The sequence below is a fragment of the Achromobacter sp. Root565 genome, assembly GCF_001427425.1.
GTDB lineage: Bacteria > Pseudomonadota > Gammaproteobacteria > Burkholderiales > Burkholderiaceae_B > Achromobacter > Achromobacter spanius_D.
Genome location: NZ_LMGO01000001.1, coordinates 1 through 18,164, shown reverse-complemented (window position 1 = coordinate 18,164; position 18,164 = coordinate 1). Strand labels below are relative to the sequence as shown.

At 65.3% G+C, this 18,164-nt stretch carries 17 protein-coding genes and 2 pseudogenes; 6 read left to right on the top strand and 13 right to left on the bottom strand.

The window, feature by feature from the left end; all coding sequences use genetic code 11:
* Positions 1–322: pseudogene (locus ASD71_RS28545) on the top strand (malic enzyme-like NAD(P)-binding protein); the annotation flags it as partial.
* A 35-nt stretch (positions 323–357) separates the two neighbouring features.
* A pseudogene (locus ASD71_RS00090) lies at positions 358–1,438 on the top strand (phosphate acyltransferase).
* A 97-nt stretch (positions 1,439–1,535) separates the two neighbouring features.
* Here ASD71_RS00090 and ASD71_RS00085 read toward each other — a convergent pair.
* Both ASD71_RS00085 and ASD71_RS00080 read right to left on the bottom strand, forming a co-directional pair.
* Positions 1,536–1,916 (bottom strand): hypothetical protein, encoded by a 381-nt coding sequence (locus ASD71_RS00085; RefSeq protein ID WP_056558262.1) that lies wholly within the window; start codon positions 1,914–1,916, stop codon positions 1,536–1,538.
* Positions 1,917–2,100: 184 nt separating this feature from the next.
* Complete coding sequence (locus tag ASD71_RS00080) at positions 2,101–2,466, bottom strand: DUF4148 domain-containing protein (RefSeq protein WP_056558259.1); 366 nt, start codon at positions 2,464–2,466, stop codon at positions 2,101–2,103.
* 219 nt (positions 2,467–2,685) lie between these two features.
* Between ASD71_RS00080 and ASD71_RS00075 the strand changes: the two genes are divergently transcribed.
* Positions 2,686–3,504: a class I SAM-dependent methyltransferase gene (locus ASD71_RS00075; protein WP_056558255.1), complete on the top strand. Its 819-nt coding sequence runs from the start codon at positions 2,686–2,688 to the stop codon at positions 3,502–3,504.
* Positions 3,505–3,507: 3 nt separating this feature from the next.
* Here the strand turns inward: ASD71_RS00075 and ASD71_RS00070 are convergent, their stop codons facing one another.
* Positions 3,508–3,723 carry a SlyX family protein gene (locus ASD71_RS00070; protein ID WP_056558252.1) on the bottom strand — a complete coding sequence of 72 codons (216 nt, stop codon included), beginning with the start codon at positions 3,721–3,723 and terminating at the stop codon, positions 3,508–3,510.
* A 98-nt stretch (positions 3,724–3,821) separates the two neighbouring features.
* Between ASD71_RS00070 and ASD71_RS00065 the strand changes: the two genes are divergently transcribed.
* Positions 3,822–5,888: a TonB-dependent receptor gene (locus tag ASD71_RS00065; protein WP_056566146.1), complete on the top strand. Its 2,067-nt coding sequence runs from the start codon at positions 3,822–3,824 to the stop codon at positions 5,886–5,888.
* Between the two features lie 19 nt (positions 5,889–5,907).
* Here ASD71_RS00065 and ASD71_RS00060 read toward each other — a convergent pair whose 3' ends face one another.
* Positions 5,908–6,540, bottom strand: a complete 633-nt coding sequence (locus ASD71_RS00060; protein WP_369818895.1) for a nitrogen fixation protein NifQ — start codon at positions 6,538–6,540, stop codon at positions 5,908–5,910.
* Between the two features lie 179 nt (positions 6,541–6,719).
* Here ASD71_RS00060 and ASD71_RS00055 point away from each other — a divergent pair, with 179 nt between their 5' ends.
* On the top strand, positions 6,720–9,236 hold the full coding sequence (locus ASD71_RS00055) for an ankyrin repeat domain-containing protein (RefSeq protein ID WP_056558249.1): 2,517 nt from the start codon (positions 6,720–6,722) through the stop codon (positions 9,234–9,236).
* A gap of 69 nt (positions 9,237–9,305) precedes the next feature.
* On the opposite strand, the gene cyoD is transcribed toward ASD71_RS00055, so the two are convergent.
* The 9 genes from cyoD to ASD71_RS00010 form a co-directional block, all read right to left on the bottom strand.
* Positions 9,306–9,656, bottom strand: coding sequence for a cytochrome o ubiquinol oxidase subunit IV (cyoD, locus tag ASD71_RS00050; RefSeq protein ID WP_056558246.1), 351 nt, complete (start codon positions 9,654–9,656; stop codon positions 9,306–9,308).
* Positions 9,656–10,270, bottom strand: coding sequence for a cytochrome o ubiquinol oxidase subunit III (gene cyoC / locus ASD71_RS00045; RefSeq protein ID WP_056558243.1), 615 nt, complete (start codon positions 10,268–10,270; stop codon positions 9,656–9,658). Before cyoC ends, cyoD begins: the two co-directional genes overlap by 1 nt.
* Before the next feature lie 3 nt (positions 10,271–10,273).
* Positions 10,274–12,250: a cytochrome o ubiquinol oxidase subunit I gene (gene cyoB / locus ASD71_RS00040; protein WP_056558240.1), complete on the bottom strand. Its 1,977-nt coding sequence runs from the start codon at positions 12,248–12,250 to the stop codon at positions 10,274–10,276.
* Positions 12,251–12,252: 2 nt separating this feature from the next.
* Entirely contained in the window at positions 12,253–13,161 is a 909-nt protein-coding gene (cyoA, locus tag ASD71_RS00035) for a ubiquinol oxidase subunit II (RefSeq protein ID WP_056558238.1), read from the bottom strand.
* Between the two features lie 257 nt (positions 13,162–13,418).
* Entirely contained in the window at positions 13,419–13,970 is a 552-nt protein-coding gene (locus ASD71_RS00030; RefSeq protein ID WP_056558235.1) for a response regulator transcription factor, read from the bottom strand.
* Positions 13,971–13,975: 5 nt separating this feature from the next.
* Positions 13,976–15,181, bottom strand: a complete 1,206-nt coding sequence (locus ASD71_RS00025) for an ATP-binding protein (protein WP_056558232.1) — start codon at positions 15,179–15,181, stop codon at positions 13,976–13,978.
* Positions 15,182–15,426: 245 nt separating this feature from the next.
* Positions 15,427–15,915, bottom strand: a complete 489-nt coding sequence (locus ASD71_RS00020; RefSeq protein ID WP_056558229.1) for a copper chaperone PCu(A)C — start codon at positions 15,913–15,915, stop codon at positions 15,427–15,429.
* Between the two features lie 20 nt (positions 15,916–15,935).
* The gene (locus tag ASD71_RS00015; RefSeq protein ID WP_056558226.1) at positions 15,936–16,571 is read right to left on the bottom strand and encodes an SCO family protein; all 636 of its coding nucleotides are present in this window, start codon (positions 16,569–16,571) and stop codon (positions 15,936–15,938) included.
* A gap of 108 nt (positions 16,572–16,679) precedes the next feature.
* Positions 16,680–17,105 carry a DUF2946 family protein gene (locus ASD71_RS00010; protein WP_056558222.1) on the bottom strand — a complete coding sequence of 142 codons (426 nt, stop codon included), beginning with the start codon at positions 17,103–17,105 and terminating at the stop codon, positions 16,680–16,682.
* 270 nt (positions 17,106–17,375) lie between these two features.
* On the opposite strand from ASD71_RS00010, the gene ASD71_RS00005 reads away from it, so the two are divergent.
* Positions 17,376–18,053, top strand: a complete 678-nt coding sequence (locus tag ASD71_RS00005; protein WP_056558219.1) for a peptidoglycan DD-metalloendopeptidase family protein — start codon at positions 17,376–17,378, stop codon at positions 18,051–18,053.
* The last annotated feature ends 111 nt before the right edge of the window (positions 18,054–18,164 follow it).

Here is an 18,164-nt window from a genome sequence, read left to right as displayed (position 1 = left end):
GTGATGGCCACGGGCCGTTCGGACTATCCGAACCAGGTCAACAACGTGCTGTGCTTCCCGTACATCTTCCGCGGCGCGCTGGACGTGGGCGCCACGACCATCACGCGCGAAATGGAAATGGCGGCGGTGCATGCCATCGCCGATCTGGCCGAAGAAGAGCAGAACGAAGTCGTGGCCGCCGCCTACGGCACCTATGACATTTCGTTCGGTCCCGAGTACCTGATCCCCAAGCCGTTCGATCCGCGCCTCATCGTGCGCATCGCGCCGGCCGTGGCCAAGGCTGCAATGGAAGGTGGCGTCGCCACGCGTCCGCTGGCGGACCTGGAGCGCATCGCGCCGGCCGTGGCCAAGGCTGCAATGGAAGGTGGCGTCGCCACGCGTCCGCTGGCGGACCTGGAAGCGTACGAAGAGCAACTGCAGCAGTTYGTGTACCACTCGGGCGCGTTCATGAAGCCGCTGTTCTCGGCGGCCAAGCGGATCGTGCGTTCGGGCGGCAAGGCGCGCATCGTCTTTACCGAAGGCGAAGACGAACGCGTGCTGCGTGCGGTGCAGGTGATCGTCGACGAAGGCCTGGCCCGTCCGATCCTGGTGGGCCGTCCCGCCGTGCTGCTGTCGCGCATCGAGAAATTCGGCCTGCGCCTGCGTCTGGGCGAAGACGTCGAAGTCACCAACCCCGAATACGACGAGCGCTTCCACCAATACTGGACGACGTATTGGGAGCTGATGAGCCGCCGTGGCATCACCAAGGAAATGGCGCGCGTGGAAATGCGCCGCCGCCTGACGCTGATCGGCGCGATGATGGTGCACCTGGGCGATGCCGACGGCATGGTCTGCGGCACGGTCGGCGCCTACCACGATCACCTGCGTTTCGTGGACGAGGTCATCGGCCGCCGTCCGGGTCACAACGTGTATGCGGCCATGAACATCCTGCTGCTCGACGAGCGCACGGTGGTGCTGGTCGACACGCACGTGAACGACGAGCCCACCGCCGAGCAGATCGCTGAATTCACCATCATGGCCGCGCAGGAAATGGCGCGCATGAATCTGGCGCCCAAGGTCGCGCTGTTGTCGCGCAGCAACTTCGGCTCGGGCAGCTCGGCCTCGGGCGAGAAGATGCGCCGCGCGCTGGAGCTGGTGCGCGAAGCGGCCCCGGACCTAGAAATCGACGGTGAAATGCACGGCGACTGCGCGCTGGACGAGGGCCTGCGCATGCGCATCCTGCCGTCGTCCACGCTCAAGGGCGAAGCCAACCTGCTGGTGTGCCCGAACGTCGACTCGGGCAACATCGCCTACAACCTGCTGCAACGTCGCGGTGGGTCCGTTCCTGCTGGGCGCCAATGCCCCCGTGCACATCCTGACCAACAGCTCCACCGTGCGCCGCATCATCAACATGACGGCCATGACGGTGCTCGACGCCAACCGCATCGAAGGCGCCTGAGCGCCCTCCAGCCTGCCGCGCGAACCGCGCGGACAAGACAATGCGCGCCGCTCCTCACGGAGCCGGCGCGCATTTTTTTGGGAGTGAGCGGCCAGGCTTAGTTCGCGCTGGCCTTCCAGGTGCCGTCCGGTTGCTTGCAGAACCAGAACTGCCAGGTTTCCGTCGTGGTGGTCCGCGCGAAATTGCCGACCAAAAAGCGGCAGACACGGTCATTGCCAGCTTTGGTGGTTTGCTTGGGCGTCAACTGCACCGTGATCGGCGCGGCCTTCTTGCGCTGGTGCGTGCTTTTCCATTCTGTGCTCTGGCCGTCGGCCGAGCTGTTCAGCGCCTGGGCCACGGCCTCGTGAAACGAGGCGCGGTCTGCCGGCAAGATTTGCGTGATGAGGGCGTCGTTGAGCATGACGGCCGGGGCGGCGACCGCCGCCGAGACCATGCCGGCGGACAGAAGCACTGCGGCAAGAACGCGGGGGTATTTCAAGATGGGCTCCTGATGTGAACAGCCAATGAGGCGGTAAGCGAGTCTGCACCGTGAATCTGAGCCGATAGTACGCCAAAAAAAGGCCGCCCATCGGGCGGCCAAGCTACAACAAGGGGAGGGTAAATCGTCGCGCGGCCGGGCTGCCCTATACGTTGCGGGCCCCGTTGCCGTTTCAGTTTCCGTTTCAGTTGCCGTGATAAACGCCGGCGAACGGCATGTCATTCGGTTCCACGTTCGACACCTGGCCGGCGGCCTTCGCGGCGGCCAGTTCGGCCTTCACGTCGGCGCGGGTCTTGCCGGTGTGCGGCGTGCCATAAACCCCTTGGAACGGCGTGTTGTTCGGTTCGGCGTTGGTGTTGATGCCGGCAGCCTTGGCGGCGGCCTTCGCGGCAGCAAGTTCGGCCTGCACCTGAGCGCGGGTGGGGCCTTCGTACGGCGTGCCGTAGACGCCCTGGAAGGGCACGTTGTTGGGTTCGATGTTGGGCGAGGCGTAGGCGCCGGCGCTCAGTGCAGTCAGCGAGAACATCAAAGCGGTAGCAAGGGTCTTCATGGTAAACCTCCGATTTCTAGAGCCTGGGAGCGAATCCGGCGGCCTTTCCGTCGTGGTTCGTTGCTGTTTCCCGATGGCTTGAATCTTGCGCCGATCTAGAATGCGGATAAACCCGGATATCGGTAAAAGATAATTCCATCAATGGGAAAATGCGGCTTAAATTTCTATTGAGTCACCATTTTTGGAATGCCGAAGCGGGGTGGACCGACAGGACTGTGCATGGAAAAAATCGACCTCACCCGAGAAAAGGCCACGCTTCTCATCACGCTGTACGCCAAGGCGCGAGAAAGTCGGCTGCCCAATTCCGTGCTGCAGGACCATCACGCCGCCGATGCCGTCGCCCGCATCGATTACGATTTTTCCCGCCTGCGCATGCGCCGCGACGAAATGGTCGGTCTGGCGATGCGCGCCCACACGCTGGATGGCTGGGCCCGCGAATTCATCGCCGCGCACGGCGAGGCAACCGTGCTGCATCTGGGCTGCGGGCTGGACACCCGCGTGCAGCGGGTGGATCCGCCACCGGGCATCGGCTGGTACGAGGTCGACTATCCCGAGGTCATCGAACTGCGCAGCAAGCTGTATCCGCCGCGGCCAGGCTGCACGCTGGTGGGCACGCCCGTCACGGACCTGGACTGGCTGGCGCGAATCCCGGCGGGCAAGCCGACGCTGGTCGTGGCCGAAGGGCTTTTTCTTTATCTGCCCGAAGACGCGCTGCTGACCTTGCTGCGCGCGGTGACGGCGCGGTTTCCGTCCGGCGAGGTCGTCTTTGACGCCTACAACCGCCTGGGCTTGAGCTGGGTGGCGCACAACCGCATGATCCAATCGACGGGCGCCGTCACGCGCTGGAGCCTGAGGCGCCCGCAGGATCTGGAGGCGCAGGTGCCCGCCTTGCGGCTGCGCGCGGTGCGCGGCGGGTATGAAACGGACGACGCCGCGCAGCGGGCACGGTATTCGCTGCCGGCGCAGGCGGCGTTATGGCTGATGCGCCGGGTCGAGCCGTTGGGTAGTATGACCAGGCTGCTGCGCTATCACTATTAGCGGTCAGTAGTGCGGCGGCAGTTCGTCGCGCAGGCTGCGAAAGGGGGCTGCCCCCTCGGGCGCCTGCTGGCGCAGGTCAGCGACCTCGCGCATGAGCCGGTCGATCTGCTGTTGTTGGCGGACGATGATCTGGTTCAACTGCTCCAGAAGATCATCCGAGAAGCTGGCTTTGACCTCCAGGTCCATCAGCCGGCGTTCGATGTCTTGCGTATTTTCCATGGCGGGTATTAGAACCCATTCCCGCCCAAGCACAGGAGAGAAGTTTGGTACAGCGGCAATGGCGGGGCAGCGGAACGTGGCGGTGGACGGCAAGCACGATCCTGGCGCTTGCACCGGCTGCCACCGCGCTGGCGCAAGCCGACACGCTGGCCCCGGTGGTGGTGACCGGCACGCGGCTGGGCACCGCCGTGCTGGACACGCCGGCATCCGTCGATGTCGTCCAGGGCCGCACCATGCGGTGGCAGCAGCCAGGCATCAACCTGTCCGAAGGGCTGGCCAGCGTGCCTGGCCTGCAGATCCAGAACCGCCAGAACTACGCGCAGGATCTGCAGATCTCCAGCCGCGGCTTCGGTGCGCGGTCCACGTTCGGCGTGCGCGGCGTGCGCCTGTATGTGGACGGCATTCCTGCAACGATGCCCGATGGCCAGGGGCAGACCTCCAATATCGACATCGGCTCCATCGACCGCGTCGAGGTGCTGCGCGGACCGTTCTCCGCCCTGTACGGCAACTCCTCTGGCGGCGTCATCCAGGTGTTCACGCAGGACGGCGCGAATCCGCCTGAAATCACTGCCAGCGGCTGGGGCGGCAGCTACGGCACGTGGCGCTATGGGGCCCAGGCAAGCGGCGTCACGGGTACGGGCGCGGGTCAGCTCGATTACGTGCTGGACCTCTCGCGTTTCACCACCGACGGCTATCGCGACCACAGCGCCGCGCGCAAGAATCTGGGCAACGCCAAGCTGGGCCTGCAACTGAACGACGACAGCCGCCTGACACTCGTCGTCAACAGCGTCGACCTGAAGGCGCAGGATCCATTGGGCCTGACCTACCAGCAGTTCCAGGACGACCCGCGCAGCGCGCCGCTGGCCGAGCAGTACAACACCCGCAAGACGGTCAAGCAGGCGCAGGGCGGGCTGGTGTTCGATCACCAGGTCGACGGCCGCAACGCGCTGCGCGTGATGGTTTATTACGGCCAGCGCGACACGACGCAGTATCAATCGATCCCGCCCGCCGTGCAGATTCCGCCCACGCAAGCCGGCGGCGTAATTGATTTGAAGCGTCAGTACGGCGGGGCGGACGTGCGCTGGACCTCGGAGTTGACCCTGGCGGGCCGCGCGTTGACCGTGATCGGCGGCTTCTCGTACGACACCATGCAGGAAGACCGCAAGGGCTTTGAGAATTTCATCGGTTCTGGCGCAAGCCGGCAACTGGGTGTGAAAGGCGCGCTGCGGCGGGACGAAACCAATCGCGTGTACAACGCCGATCCCTACGCGCAAGCCTCCTGGAACTTTGCCGATCGCTGGACGCTGGACGCCGGCCTGCGTTACAGCACCGTCCGCTTCGACTCCGACGACCACTACATCACCGCCGGCAACACCGACGACAGCGGCGGCGCGCGCTATCGCAAAGCCTTGCCCGTGGCTGCGCTGCGCTATGCCGTCAACGACGATGTCAGCGTCTACACCTCATACGGACGCGGGTTCGAGACGCCAACCCTGAACGAGATCTCGTACCGGCCCGGCGGTGAGCCGGGCTTGAACTTCGGCTTGATGCCCTCGGTCAGCACCAACGTCGAGGCCGGCGTCAAGGCGCGGATGGCGGGCGGCCTCTTGACGGCCGCGGTGTTCAGCACCCGCACCGACGACGAGATCGTATCTGCGGGCAGCCTGGGCGGGCGCACCAGCTACCAGAACGCCGGCCGCACCCGCCGCGATGGCCTGGAGCTGAGCTGGTCCGGCGAATTCGCGCGGCATTGGCGCACGCAGGTTGCCTACACGCTGCTCAACGCGCGCTACGCCGACGATGGCAGCGGCGATATCCGCGCGGGCAACAAGATCCCCGGCATTGCCCGCCAGGCGGCCTACGCGTCTCTGGCCTGGGCGCCGCCCGAAGGTTGGCAGGCGGGGGTGGAAGGCCGTTATCTGAGCAAGATCTACGTCAACGATGCCAACAACGGCGACGCGCCCGCCTATTTCGTGGCGGCCGCCAGCATCGGCTACATCAAGCGCGCGGGGCCATGGGAATTGAACGCCTACGCCCGCGTCGACAACCTGTTTGATCGCGACTATGCGGGCTCGGTCATCGTCAACGAAGGCAATGGGCGTTATTACGAACCGGCACCGGGACGGAATGCGGGCGTGGGTGTGGGGGCGACTTACCGGTTCTGAAAGGGGCGTTTAACGCGCCCTACGCGGCGGCGGGGTAGCAGAACGCGTGGTCCTCGCAATCGCTGCATCCCGGTGCGGCGGCGGCGGGCAGGTCTGCGTGTTCGCACGCGGATTGCGCCAGGAATTTCTTCCAGCGCACGTTGTCCACGTTGCGGCTCACCAGCCCCGGATAGTGACGCGCGAGCAGCACGGTGACGTCTTCGCGTCCTGATAGGCCCAGATCGCGCCACAGGTGGTCGGGCCGCAGGCACGCGAGCGCGAGGATGCTGCTGACCCATGGGGTGGTGTCGGGGCCTGGTGCGCTGTAGGCGTCGAGCAGGACGCGCATCAACAGCGTGAAGCCGGGCTGTGGATCGATCGTGCCCGTGCCGACGTAGGCGGCATATTGCTCGCGCAGCGCGGACAAGGATGTGTCGAAGCCGGTCAGGGCGCCCGGGAACAGATAGTCGAGCAAGTCGTGCAGTTCTGCCGGCGACAAGCCGCTGCGCGCGAGGTCGTTGTGGGCGATGCTGGTGCCGATGACGGCCGCGAAAAAGCCGGCGTCGGGATGAACGGGCGGTGCGTGACGCAGCAAGGCATGCGCAAACCGCTGGGCCCGATCAATAATGCTGGCGTCGGAAATAAAGGGCGGCACGGGCACGGCGTCCATCATGATTCTTAATGCGGTAACGGTTTTATTAAGCTGTTAACTAAACAGTGTAGGGGCGAATATATAACGAAAAATCGGCGCGTTTCTGCCATATGCCAGGAATCTGCGTTGGGACATACCCCAGGGTGTTTAGCGGGGACAGGTATCATCGGCGTCCTTCCCATTGCCTGATTTCCCAAGTTATGCCGCGCCGTTATCGCCCCGCTGTCACCCGTCTGTTCGGCGCCGTCGCGCTGGCGCTGGCCGCCATGGCGGCTTCGCCACCGCCCGCACTGGCCTTCGACGTCGGGGCGGTGATCGACTCGATCCGTCTTTCCCGCTATCCGCTGCGCGAACCTGAGCGCCGGGTCTGGGGCACCGAAAACGTCAAGGACGCCGTCCTCGTCGGGCAGATGGAAAACCGGCTGTACCTGTACCGGTACGTGCGCGAGGGGGCCAAGGAATTCAAGCTGGATTTCCGTTCGCAGCCGCTGGTGATCGACCCGGAAGGCTGGAAGGCGTCGCGCGAGGACAACGTGGCCGTCCGGTCCCCCCGCACGGGCGAGGCCTTCTACTGGGTCGGTTATGCCGATCGCGCCGCCAGCACCGGCAAGGCCACGGGTTTCCTGGTGGACGACAAAGGCGAGGCCGCTTCGGTCAATGCCGACACGCAGCTTGCCGTGGTCACGAGCGGCCGGCCGTGGGACGAGGCACGCCGGGCGCAGGCGCTGGCGACGTTGCAGACCGCGCTGCGCGACTATCCCGCGCGGCTGAACGCGTTTCCCGCGCAGGTGCGTTTTGAACACCAGACCGCGCCAGACGTGACGGCCACCTTCCGCACGTTGCATCAAGTGGCGCGGGCGATTCCGCGCGCCAAGACCGCGGAGTTCGACCGTGCGCTGGCCGATCTGCGCCGTTTCGTCATGGCGCAGGATTATCGCGAGATCGATCCGGGCGGCAAGGACGCCGAGATGCTGACCGCCTTGAACGATTACGGCTTCTGGCTGGCCGAATCGGGCGACACGGCGCAGGCGGAACGCATCCTGACCGACGTGCTGCGGCGCGATCCGTCGCGCACCGCCGCCTATCTGAACCGCGCCGACGCCCGCTGGAAACAGCGCGAGAAATCGCGTGAGCAGCGGGCCTATTACGAGGCGCTGGCGCGCGAGGACTACCGGCTGTATTGCACAAAACGCCTTGCCGCCGAGGACACCATTCCGGCCAACATCGCGTCGCGCATCGGCGCGGCGCTGGAAGTCTCCGCGCTGGATGCGCAGGTCTGCCGTCCGCGCCTGGCCATCTTTCAGGCGATCCAGGCGAGCGATCTGGACGCGGTGCGGGCCCAGCTCGCGGGCGGACAGGATCCGAACGGCGTGAACGAATACGGCAGGTCCGCACTCGCCGTGGCCGTGTCGCGCAAGCAACTTGAAATGGTGCGCGTGCTGCTGAACGCGGGCGCCAAGGCGGATGGCCCCGACAACGGGTTCTCGCTGGTCGCCAGCGCGTTGCCGGACGTCAAGGACACCCGCCCAGCCGCGGAGCGCTATGCGCTGGCCGACATCCTGATCGCCGCGGGCGCGCCGGTGGATGCGCTGGATTCGAACGGCACGCCGCTACTGATGCGCCGGATCTCCTACTACAGCGAAAACCGCGACAACCTGGTCTACCTGCTGGAGAAGGGCGCCAATCCCAACGCGCGCGAAAAGAACGGGCGCACGCCGCTGCACGCGGCGCTGCAAACGCCCAAGAATTTCTGGTTTGCCGAAAAGCTGCTCGCGCGCGGCGCGGACATCAATGCCGCCTACACCCGCATGTATTACGGCAACAGCCCCATGTGGGAAACGCCGCTGCTCGAGGCCCTGCGCGAATCGCCGAGCGGCGATCTGACGCCGACGGCGGCCTATGCGGTGCCCGAGCGCGTGACGTTTGCGCTGGCCCATGGCGCCGATCCCGCAGTCGGCGGCTACGGCGCCAGCAAGGAAGCGCCGGACCGCAACGGGCTGAACGAAGGACTGTCGCTGGCGGTCCGCTATCTGCAACCCGGCCTGATCGATCAGCTGGTGCAGGCCGCCAAGCCCCCGCAGGCGCCGCTTTCGACAGAGCCGTTGTCCAGTCTGCTGTCTACGTGGAATCACATGGAGAAACGCGCGGCGGCCGACGGCAACAGCGCGGCGTGGGACGGCCAACGCGCGCGGCTGCGCGCCACTGCGGACCGGCTGGTGGCCGCGGGGGTGCCGCTGGCCGCGCCGGCCGGCACGGCGGGACCGCTGCGCAACCGGATCGCGCCGCTCAGCCTGCCGTGGCTGCCCGATGATCTGTACGAGGCCTGGCTGAAGGCGGGCGCGGACCCGACCGACCGGAGCGATTCCGACATGCGGATCGAGGGCGTCGCGGCGGCGGACGTGCTGCCGCTGGTGACGATGCTGAACCTGGGCATGGACAACAAGGTGCGGCTGCTGCTCGAACATGGCGGCACGCCGAAGACGCCGGCCCGTTGCGGCATGGCGGTGGCGGACGTGCTGGCCTGGCAGCTTGGCAACAATGGTCCGGTCAGCCCGATGGGCGGACGTGCGATCAAGCAGGTGCTCGATGCGGCTGCCGGCCCGGCCGGATGCGATCTGAACCAGACGTCGCGCGTGCAGCCGTTCGTGGGTGTGACGGCCACCGAACTGGCACGGCGCGCCGAGGTGGACCTGGCGCCGCCCGCTTCGCCGCGCTGATCCGGCTCCCCCAAAAAAAACAGGCACCCGAAGGTGCCTGTTTTTACTTGCCGGATCGGCAAGCCGTCATTACATGGCGTGGCCCATGTTGACGTTCATGTTGTACAGCACCCAGGCCGAACCACCGACGATGATGAAGATGATCATCACGGTGAAGACGAACGTGGCCAGGTTGTCGCGGGACGACTTCGATGCGCCCATGTGCAGGAAGTACACCAGCTGAACCAGCAGCTGGAGGATGCACAGTGCCACCACGCCAATGATCGTGGCGTTGTGGGACAGCGCGCCGTGCATCACCAGGCCGAACGAGCCGAAGGTGAGCAGCAGCGAGAGCACGAAACCGATGATGTAGGACTTCAGGCTGCCATGGTCGGCGGCGTGATCGTCGTGGCCGTGTGCGGCCGCAGCGGAGTGCGACATCAGAGGGCTCCCAGAAGATAGACAAAGGTGAAGACGCAGATCCAGACGATGTCCAGGAAGTGCCAGAACAGGCTCAGGCACGCCAGACGACGCTTGTTGATCGAGTCCAGGCCATGACGCCGGATCATGTCGAGCATGACGATGATCCAGATCAGGCCAAAGGTCACGTGCAGGCCGTGCGTACCGATCAGCGTGAAGAACGCGGACAGGTAGGCGCTGCGGCCCGGGTCGGCGCCGATGCTGATCAGGTGATGGAATTCATAGATTTCCATCGCGATGAAGCCCGCGCCGAACAGGAACGTGACCATCAACCAGCCCATGGCACGGCTCTTGTTGTTGGCGTGCACGTTCAGGTTGGCCATGCCGAAGGTGAAGCTGGACACCAGCAGCAACAGCGTTTCGACCAGGACGAAGTTCAGGTCGAACAGTTCCTTGCCGGACGGACCGCCCGCGGTGGCGTTGGACAACACCGCGAACGTGGCGAACAGCACCGAAAAGATCAGCAAGTCGCTCATCAGATAGACCCAGAAACCGAAAACGGTCTTGGATCCATCGTCGTGATGCGCGTGATCGTCGTGACCCGCGTGGGGGTGAGTGGCTACGGCTTGAATCATGGCTCAGGCGGCCTTCTGCATTTTGTCAAAGTGAGCGTTTTCGATGCGTTCGACTTCCGCGGCCGGGACCCAGTAGTCGACGTCGCGGTCATAGGCGCGAACGATGAACGAACCGATCATGCCCACGAGGCCGGCGATCGACAGCCACCAGATGTGCCAGATCAGCGCAAAGCACATGACCAGGCCAAAGGCGCCAATCCAGACACCGGCGGCGGTGTTCTTCGGCATGTGGATGTCTTCGTACTTGGCCGGGCGCTTGTACGCCTTGCCGCTTTGCTTGTCTTCCCAGAACTGGTCCAGTTCATCGACGTGAGGAACGTGGGCAAAGTTGTAGAAAGGCGCGGGCGAGGAGATCGACCATTCCAGCGTGCGGCCATCCCACGGATCGCCGGTGACGTCCTGGTTCTGCTTGCGCTGACGCACGGAGACAAACACTTGCTGCAGCAGGAAGAAGATGCCCAGCATGATCAGCGCGGCGCCAGCCAGCGCGACCAGCAGGTAAGGCTGCCATTCGGGGTTGTCGTAGTGGTTCAGGCGACGCGTCATGCCCTTGAAGCCCAGGATGTACAGGGGCATGAAGGCCATGAAGAAACCGACGAACCAGCAGTAGAACGAGTAACGGCCCAGACGCTCGTTCAGCGTGAAGCCGAACGCCTTCGGGAACCAGTAGATCATGCCGGCGATGCAGCCGAACACCACGCCACCAATGATGGTGTTGTGGAAGTGCGCGATCAGGAACAGGCTGTTGTGCAGCACGAAGGACACGCCGGGGATGGCCAGCATCACGCCGGTCATGCCGCCGATGACGAACACGATCATGAAGCCCAGCGTCCACAGCACCGGCGTCGTGATGCGCAGGCGGCCGCGGTAGATGGTGAACAGCCAGTTGAAGATCTTGGCCCCGGTCGGGATCGAGATGATCATTGTCGCTATGCCAAAGAAGGCATTGACGTTGGCCCCCGCGCCCATGGTGAAGAAGTGGTGCAGCCAGACCAGGAACGACAGCACGCCGATGGCGGCCGTGGCGTAAACCATGGACTTGTAGCCGAACAGCGTCTTGCGGGCGAACGTGGCAACGATTTCCGAATACACGCCGAACGCCGGGAGCACCAGAATGTAGACCTCGGGGTGACCCCAGATCCAGATCAGGTTCACGTACATCATGACGTTGCCGCCACCATCGTTCGTGAAGAAGTGCGTGCCCAGGTAGCGGTCCATCGTCAGCAGCGCCAGGGTCGCAGCCAGCACGGGGAAGGCGGCGACGATCAGGACGTTGGTGACCAGCGAGGTCCACGTGAAGATCGGCATCTTCATCAGGGTCATGCCCGGTGCGCGCATGCGCAGGATGGTGACGATGAAGTTGATGCCGCTAAGCGTTGTCCCTAGCCCGGAGATCTGCAGCGCCCAGAGGTAGTAATCCACCCCCACGCTTGGACTGTAGTCCAGCCCGGACAGCGGCGGATACGCGAGCCAGCCGGTCGCGGCGAATTCGCCCACGAACAGCGACAGCATCATCAGCACGACGCCAGCGGCGAACAGCCAGAAGCTCAACGAGTTCAGGAACGGGTACGCCACGTCGCGGGCGCCGATCTGCAGCGGCACGACGATGTTCATCAGCCCGGTGATGAAGGGCATCGCCATGAAGAAAATCATGATGACGCCGTGGGCGGTGAAGATCTGGTCGTAGTGGTGCGGAGGCAGGAAGCCCGCCGAGTCCGCGGACGCGACGGCAAGCTGCGTGCGCATCATGATGGCGTCGGCAAAGCCGCGCAGCAGCATGATCAGCGCGACGATGATGTACATCACGCCGATGCGCTTGTGGTCGACGGAGGTGAGCCACTCCGTCCACAGGTACTGCCACTTCTTGAAGTAGGTGATGGCGCCGAAGACCGCTAGGCCTCCCAGGCACACGGCGGCCAGCGTAACCATGACGATGGGGTCATGGTACGGAATGGCCTCGAGGGTGAGTTTCCCGAGCATTGTTAGTTGATTCCTGCGATCAGATTATTCGACGTGGAGGTGCACGTGGCGGAGTCCACGCCGGCCATCTTGGTCATCGTGCTGCCCAGAATGAAATCAAACATGGCGGGCGGCGCCGACGAATACTTCACGACCGGGTTGCGCTCGCTGCGCTTGGTCAGTTCCGCGTAGACATCGGGGGTCAGCGCGGTGGGAGCAGCCTTCGCTTCCTTGATCCAGTTGTCGAACCCTTCCTGCGACATGGCGTGCGCCTTGAAGCGCATGCCCGAGAAGCCGCCGCCGCTGTAGTTGGCCGAAATGCCGGCGTAGGTGCCGATTTCGCGCGCGTTCAGGTGCAGCTTGGTCTCCATGCCGGCCATCGAGTAGATCTGGCTGCCGAGCTGGGGAATGAAGAACGAGTTCATGACCGAGGCCGACGTGATCCGGAAGTTGACCGGAACGTCCACGGGGAACGCGATCTCGTTGACCGTGGCGATGTCGTATTCGGGGTAGATGAAGAGCCACTTCCAATCCAGCGAAACCACCTCGATGGTCACCGGCTTGTGATCGGACACGAGCGGCTTGTAGGGATCCAGCGCGTGCGTGGAGCGCCAGGTGATCACGGCAAGAATCGCCACGATGATACAAGGGACGGTCCAGACCACGACTTCGATTGCCGTGGAGTGAGCCCACTTGGGCTGGTAATCAGCTTTGGTGTTGGAAGCGCGGTATTTCCAGGCAAACGCCACGATCATGATGAGGACTGGAATTACGACGAGGAGCATGAGCCCGGTCGCCGTCAGCAGCAACGTCTTTTCCTGGATGCCGATATCTCCCTTGGGGGAGAGGATTTCCATGTTGCAGCCGCCAAGCAGCATGACCGCGCCGACGCCAAATATGCGCGTAAGGGTCGCAAGGAGGGGGTGTTTCACGTACAGCCTTGGATGGAAGGTGGGAAATGCTGCAAAGCAGCAGACTGGAATGCTGCTAGGCAGCAACGTCCATCCTATCGGTTTGATCTGGGTCAAGCCTGCGACGAAAGGTCGCATTGCCTGGGAGAAATCCGGCCCAATGGCGGCGGATTCAGGGTTTTCCTAGGGGAGCAGAAGCCCCGAGGGGAGGGAGGGGGTGCGACGATATGTCGCACGTGCACATGGGGGTGTTGTAAAGATGTGTCGCCCCGCACAACTCATTCCGGGAGAACCTCGCGTTCCGGCCCCGGTTTTTTGGCCAGCTTGCGTTGAAGCGAGCGCCGATGCATGCCCAGAAGCCGCGCCGCGGCCGAAACGTTGCCGCCGGTCTCGTGCAGGGCCTGGTGAATGTGCTCCCATTCTAGGCGGTGCAATGGCGTCATGGTCGTTTCGATCGTAACTGTTTCTGGCTTCACCAGACCCAGCGTGCGCAGGATCATGGGCGCCGTGGCTGGCTTGGGCAGGTAGTCGTCGGCGCCGCGCTTGATGGCTTCCACGGCGGTCGCCACGCTGGCATAGCCGGTGACCAGCAGGATGCGCATGTCCTCGCGCAGGGCGCGCAGCGGGCGGATCAGGGTCAGGCCCGAATCTTCGCCCAGGCGCAAGTCCACCAGGGCAAAGGCCGGACGGATTTCCTCGGCCACGCGCAGCGCCTCGGCGATGCCGGTGGCGGTTCGGGTTTCCAGGCCCCGGCGCGACAGGCTGCGCTGCAGGGTGCGCACGTAGAGTTCGTCGTCGTCGATCAGCAGGCCAAGATCGTTTGCATTCATCACATTCAGGTCCCGGGGTTGCCGAGAGGCAAATAAAAGCGGATGCGGGTGCCGCCGCCTTCGGCCGCGGTCATGGTCATTTCGCCGCCCATCTGTTCCACGGTGGCGTGCGACAGGGCCAGGCCCACGCCCAGCCCTCCCGGCTTGCCGCTGTTGAACAGGCTGGTCGCCGGCAGCACGGCATGGTCGGGGTCGAAGCCCTGCCCGTAGTCCCGGACTTCGCCGCGCAGGGCGCCATAACCGTATTCCAGATGCAGGTCCACGCGGGGCGCGTCGGCGGATTCCCCCGCGTCCGCGGCGTTGTTCAGCAACGCCTGCAGCAGGTGGGCAATGGCCGGATCGACGCGCAGGCTGGTGGGCAGCGTGCCCGAGCGTTGCAGGTCGATGGTCGGCCGGATCAGGCGCCATTGCCCCACGACGCGAACCAGATCCACGGCGGTTGGGACCGCCAGATTGCGGATGCGTTCCCGGCACAGGGCCAGAAGCTGGCTGAGGGTCGTGACGTCTTCGCGCAGGTCCTCGTCGTCCTGGACCTCGGCGGCAATCTCGTCTGTCAGGAGCGTCATGGTGGCGAGCGGCGTGTTCAGCTCGTGCGCCATCGCGGCGGCGTGGGTCGCCAGGGCGACGATGCCCTCGTTGCGGGTGAAGCGTTCGCGCAGGCGGGCCAGCTCGCGCTCGCGGGCGCGCATGTCGGCGGCCAGCCGGGTCGAGAACACCAGCACCACCACCACCGAAATCAGGAAATTGGCGCCCAGGCCCCACAGCAGCAGGGTGTGGGGGTCTACGTCGCCGCGCAGGGGCTGGCCGAAGATGGCGGCGGCGGCGTAACCAAGCACGCCGGCCAGCGCCGCTGCGAGCGCCCAGTTGCGGGGCAACGCCAGCGCGGCCAGCGCGGTCAGGATCAGGAACATCGTCCCGAACGGGTTGCTGATGCCGCCGCTCCAGCCCACCATCCAGGCCAGCACTGCCATGTCGATGAACAGGTGGCCGAAGGCGGTGGCGTGGGAGAGGTCGCGCGGATGGCGCAGGCGCAGGCTGGCGTAGACGTTGAAGCCGATCAGGAGGCCCACGCCCAGCCACAGCGGTTCCAGCGGCAGATCCAGGCCCAGCACGCTGCTCGCGACGAGGACGGTGGCGGCCTGGCCCGCGATGGCGAGCCAGCGCAGGCTGCAGAGGGTACGCAGGAAGGAAAAGGCGGAACTACCGGGCATATCCAGATACAGAGGCGCCGGCCAGCCTGCCGGCAGTTACGAACGCCCGGCTGCGCGGAACGCTGGCATCCGGAGCGCGGCGGCGGTGGCCGGCGGCAGCCCGGGCCGGAAGGCGCGGGCGTCGGATGTGCAGGCATTGTATGGTGAATCGGAGGGCAGCGCTGTCAAGCGGCGGGTCAATGTGTCCCCCATATGTGCGCTCCGCGGCACGCGGCAGGCGCGCGATGAGCGCCTGCCGCCCGCCATCAGTGGCCGTGACCGGCGGCCGGCGCGGCGGTCGCATTCAGCGGCCGGGCCACCGCGTCGATCGGCACGCGCCGTTGCTTGCGAGCCGCGTCCTCCACGATCAGCGTCAGGGCGACGTGGTCGCCCGGCACGATCTGCTTGGCCAGGTCGATGAGCATGACGTGGTAGCCGCCGGGCTTGAGCTGAACCGCCTGCCCAGCGGGCAAGTCGACGCCGGCGACCTGGCGCATCTTCATGACGTTGTCCTGCATCGCCATCTCGTGCACTTCCACGTGCTTGGCCGCCTGCGATTCCACGCCGACCAGCCGGCCGGCTTCCTTGGATGTGAGTTGCATGAACACGCCGGTCGCGTGTTGGTTGGGCACCGTGGCGCGCACCCAGGCGTCCTGCACGGCCAGGCCGGCGTCCTGTGCCAGCACGGAATGGCTGAATCCGGCCAGGGCCACGGCGAAGACGGCGGGCAGGGGTTTGATCGAAAGCTTTTTCATGAGGGTTTCCTTGACTGGGTTCAGAGCACGGTGCGCAGGTCTTGCGCGCATTCCTGCGCGCTCTGCTGATGGCGCAGCGCCACGCGCAGCTTGCCTTCGGCGTCGATGAGGTACGTCAGCGCGGTGTGGTCCATGGTGTAGGACGAGCCGGTCGGGACTTTCTGGTAGAACACCTTGAAGGCCTGGGCGGCGGCGCGGGTCTGTTCCGCCGTGCCCCGCAGGCCGACGAAGCCGGGGTCGAAGGCCTGGGTGTAGGCGCGCAGGATTTCGGGCGTGTCGCGCTCGGGGTCGACAGTGATGAAGAGGACGCGCAGCTTGTCGGCGTCCTTGCCCAGCAGCGTCTTGATTTCGACCGCCCGGGTCAGTGCCGTCGGGCAGATGTCCGGGCATTGGGTGAAGCCGAAGAACAGCATGACCGGATGCCCGCGGTAGTCGGCCAGGCTGCGGGTCTTGCCGTCAGTGTCCTGCAACTGGAAATCGCCGGTGGTCATGCCGGACAGGTCCATGCCGTGCAGCGGCGGGACCTCGGGGCCGCAGCCGGCCAGCGGCAGCAGGGCCAGCGTCGACAGCAGCAGGCGCCGGCGCGGGTCGGGAGCGCCCGACGTCGGGGCGGCGCGCGTCACGCCGGCGGGCGTGCGCGAGAAAAGGGAATTCATTGAAACCTCTGGATTGACGAGTCGGCCGCGCGGACTGGCCGTGCGGCAAGTGCCGTCCGCAGCGTCTTACTAATTAGTAGTAAGGGGCGGGGGCGATCCTGGACGAGGTCAGGCCAGCGGTGGCGGGGCCCGCGAACCCAGCGGCGGACCGTGGGCGGGCTGCGCGGGCAGGGCGCGCAGTGGGGGAGGGAACGGGGGATGTCCGGCGGCCGACAGCAGCAGCGGCGTCATGGACGGCGCGGTGGCGGGCGTGACGTGCACAAGCAGGCCGAAGGGACATTGCGCGCCAGTATTGGCGCTGTCGTGCGGGGCCTTACCGCCATCATCGGACGGCAGCGCCACGCTGAACGACGACACGTTGCCCGCCGCCGAGCAGAAGGTGACCTCGAGCCGGCCATCATGCAGCGCGCGGGTGTCCGGCATGTAGCCGGCGGGGACCAGTGCCCGCAGCGCCAATGCCAGAATCGCCAGCCAAAGCACGCCCTCGGCGCGCAGGGCGCGCAGCGTGCACAGGAGGCGTGTCGACGAAGGCATGCAGGCATTCTATGCCAAGCGTTCCCAATTTCTTGGTACCCTTGAACGCACTTCTTTCCGACACGCGATCCCGTGCCCCAGGTTTCAGAGCTTTCCTTGTCCGTTTCGAACGTGTCCGTTTCGACCTTGTCCGTTTCGAACTCATCCCGTTCGACAGCGTCCGATTGCACCTCGCCCGTTTCGACTTTGGCCGTTGCCTCCCGGCCCGCCAGGCGGGGACACGCCGGACTTGAACGCGCCGGACCGTATGCCCGTCTATGGCTGGGCGCGATGATGGCGGCGCTGCTGGTGTTGCTGACCGCCTGCGGAACGACCAAGGTCCAGCCGGGCTATTACCGGGTCGAATCGGGCGACACGCTCTATCAGATTGCGCGCAAGGAAGGCACGACCGTCAGCAATCTGGTCCGGTGGAACAAGCTGTCGAACTCCAACTCGATCGAAGTCGGCCAGCTGCTGCGGGTCGAGCCGCCTGCCGGCCAGGCGCGCACCTCGCCGCCCAGCAAGGCCAGCACCAAAGCCAACCCCAAACCTGCCCCGCGCGCCACCGCCTCATCCGGCAAGCGGCGCACCGCGCCACCGGGCGCGATCTCGCTGGTATGGCCCGCGCAAGGCAAGGTCACACGCGGCTACGACGGATCCCACTCGAACGGCATCGTCATCAGCAATTCCGCAGGCACGCCCGTCGTGTCGGCCGCGCCCGGCACGGTGGCCTACTCTGGCAGCGGCCTGCGCGGCTACGGCCATCTGGTCATCGTCAAGCACAACGCCAGCTTCCTTAGCATCTACGCGCACAACAGCAAGCTCTTGGTCAAGGAAGGCCAGCGCGTGTCGCAAGGCCAGAAGATCGCCGAAATGGGCAACAGCGACAGCAAGCAGGTCGGCCTGTATTTCGAATTACGCTACGACGGCCAGGCGGTCGACCCGGCGGGCTCGCTGCCACCCAAATAGCAATCGGCGGCTTGCGGCAGGTGTCTGACACCCTGGCGAGACGATCGTCAACTCGCGGCAGCCTCGCAGAGGGTGTCAGACACCGAGATCAGATTGCGGCAGGTGTCTGAC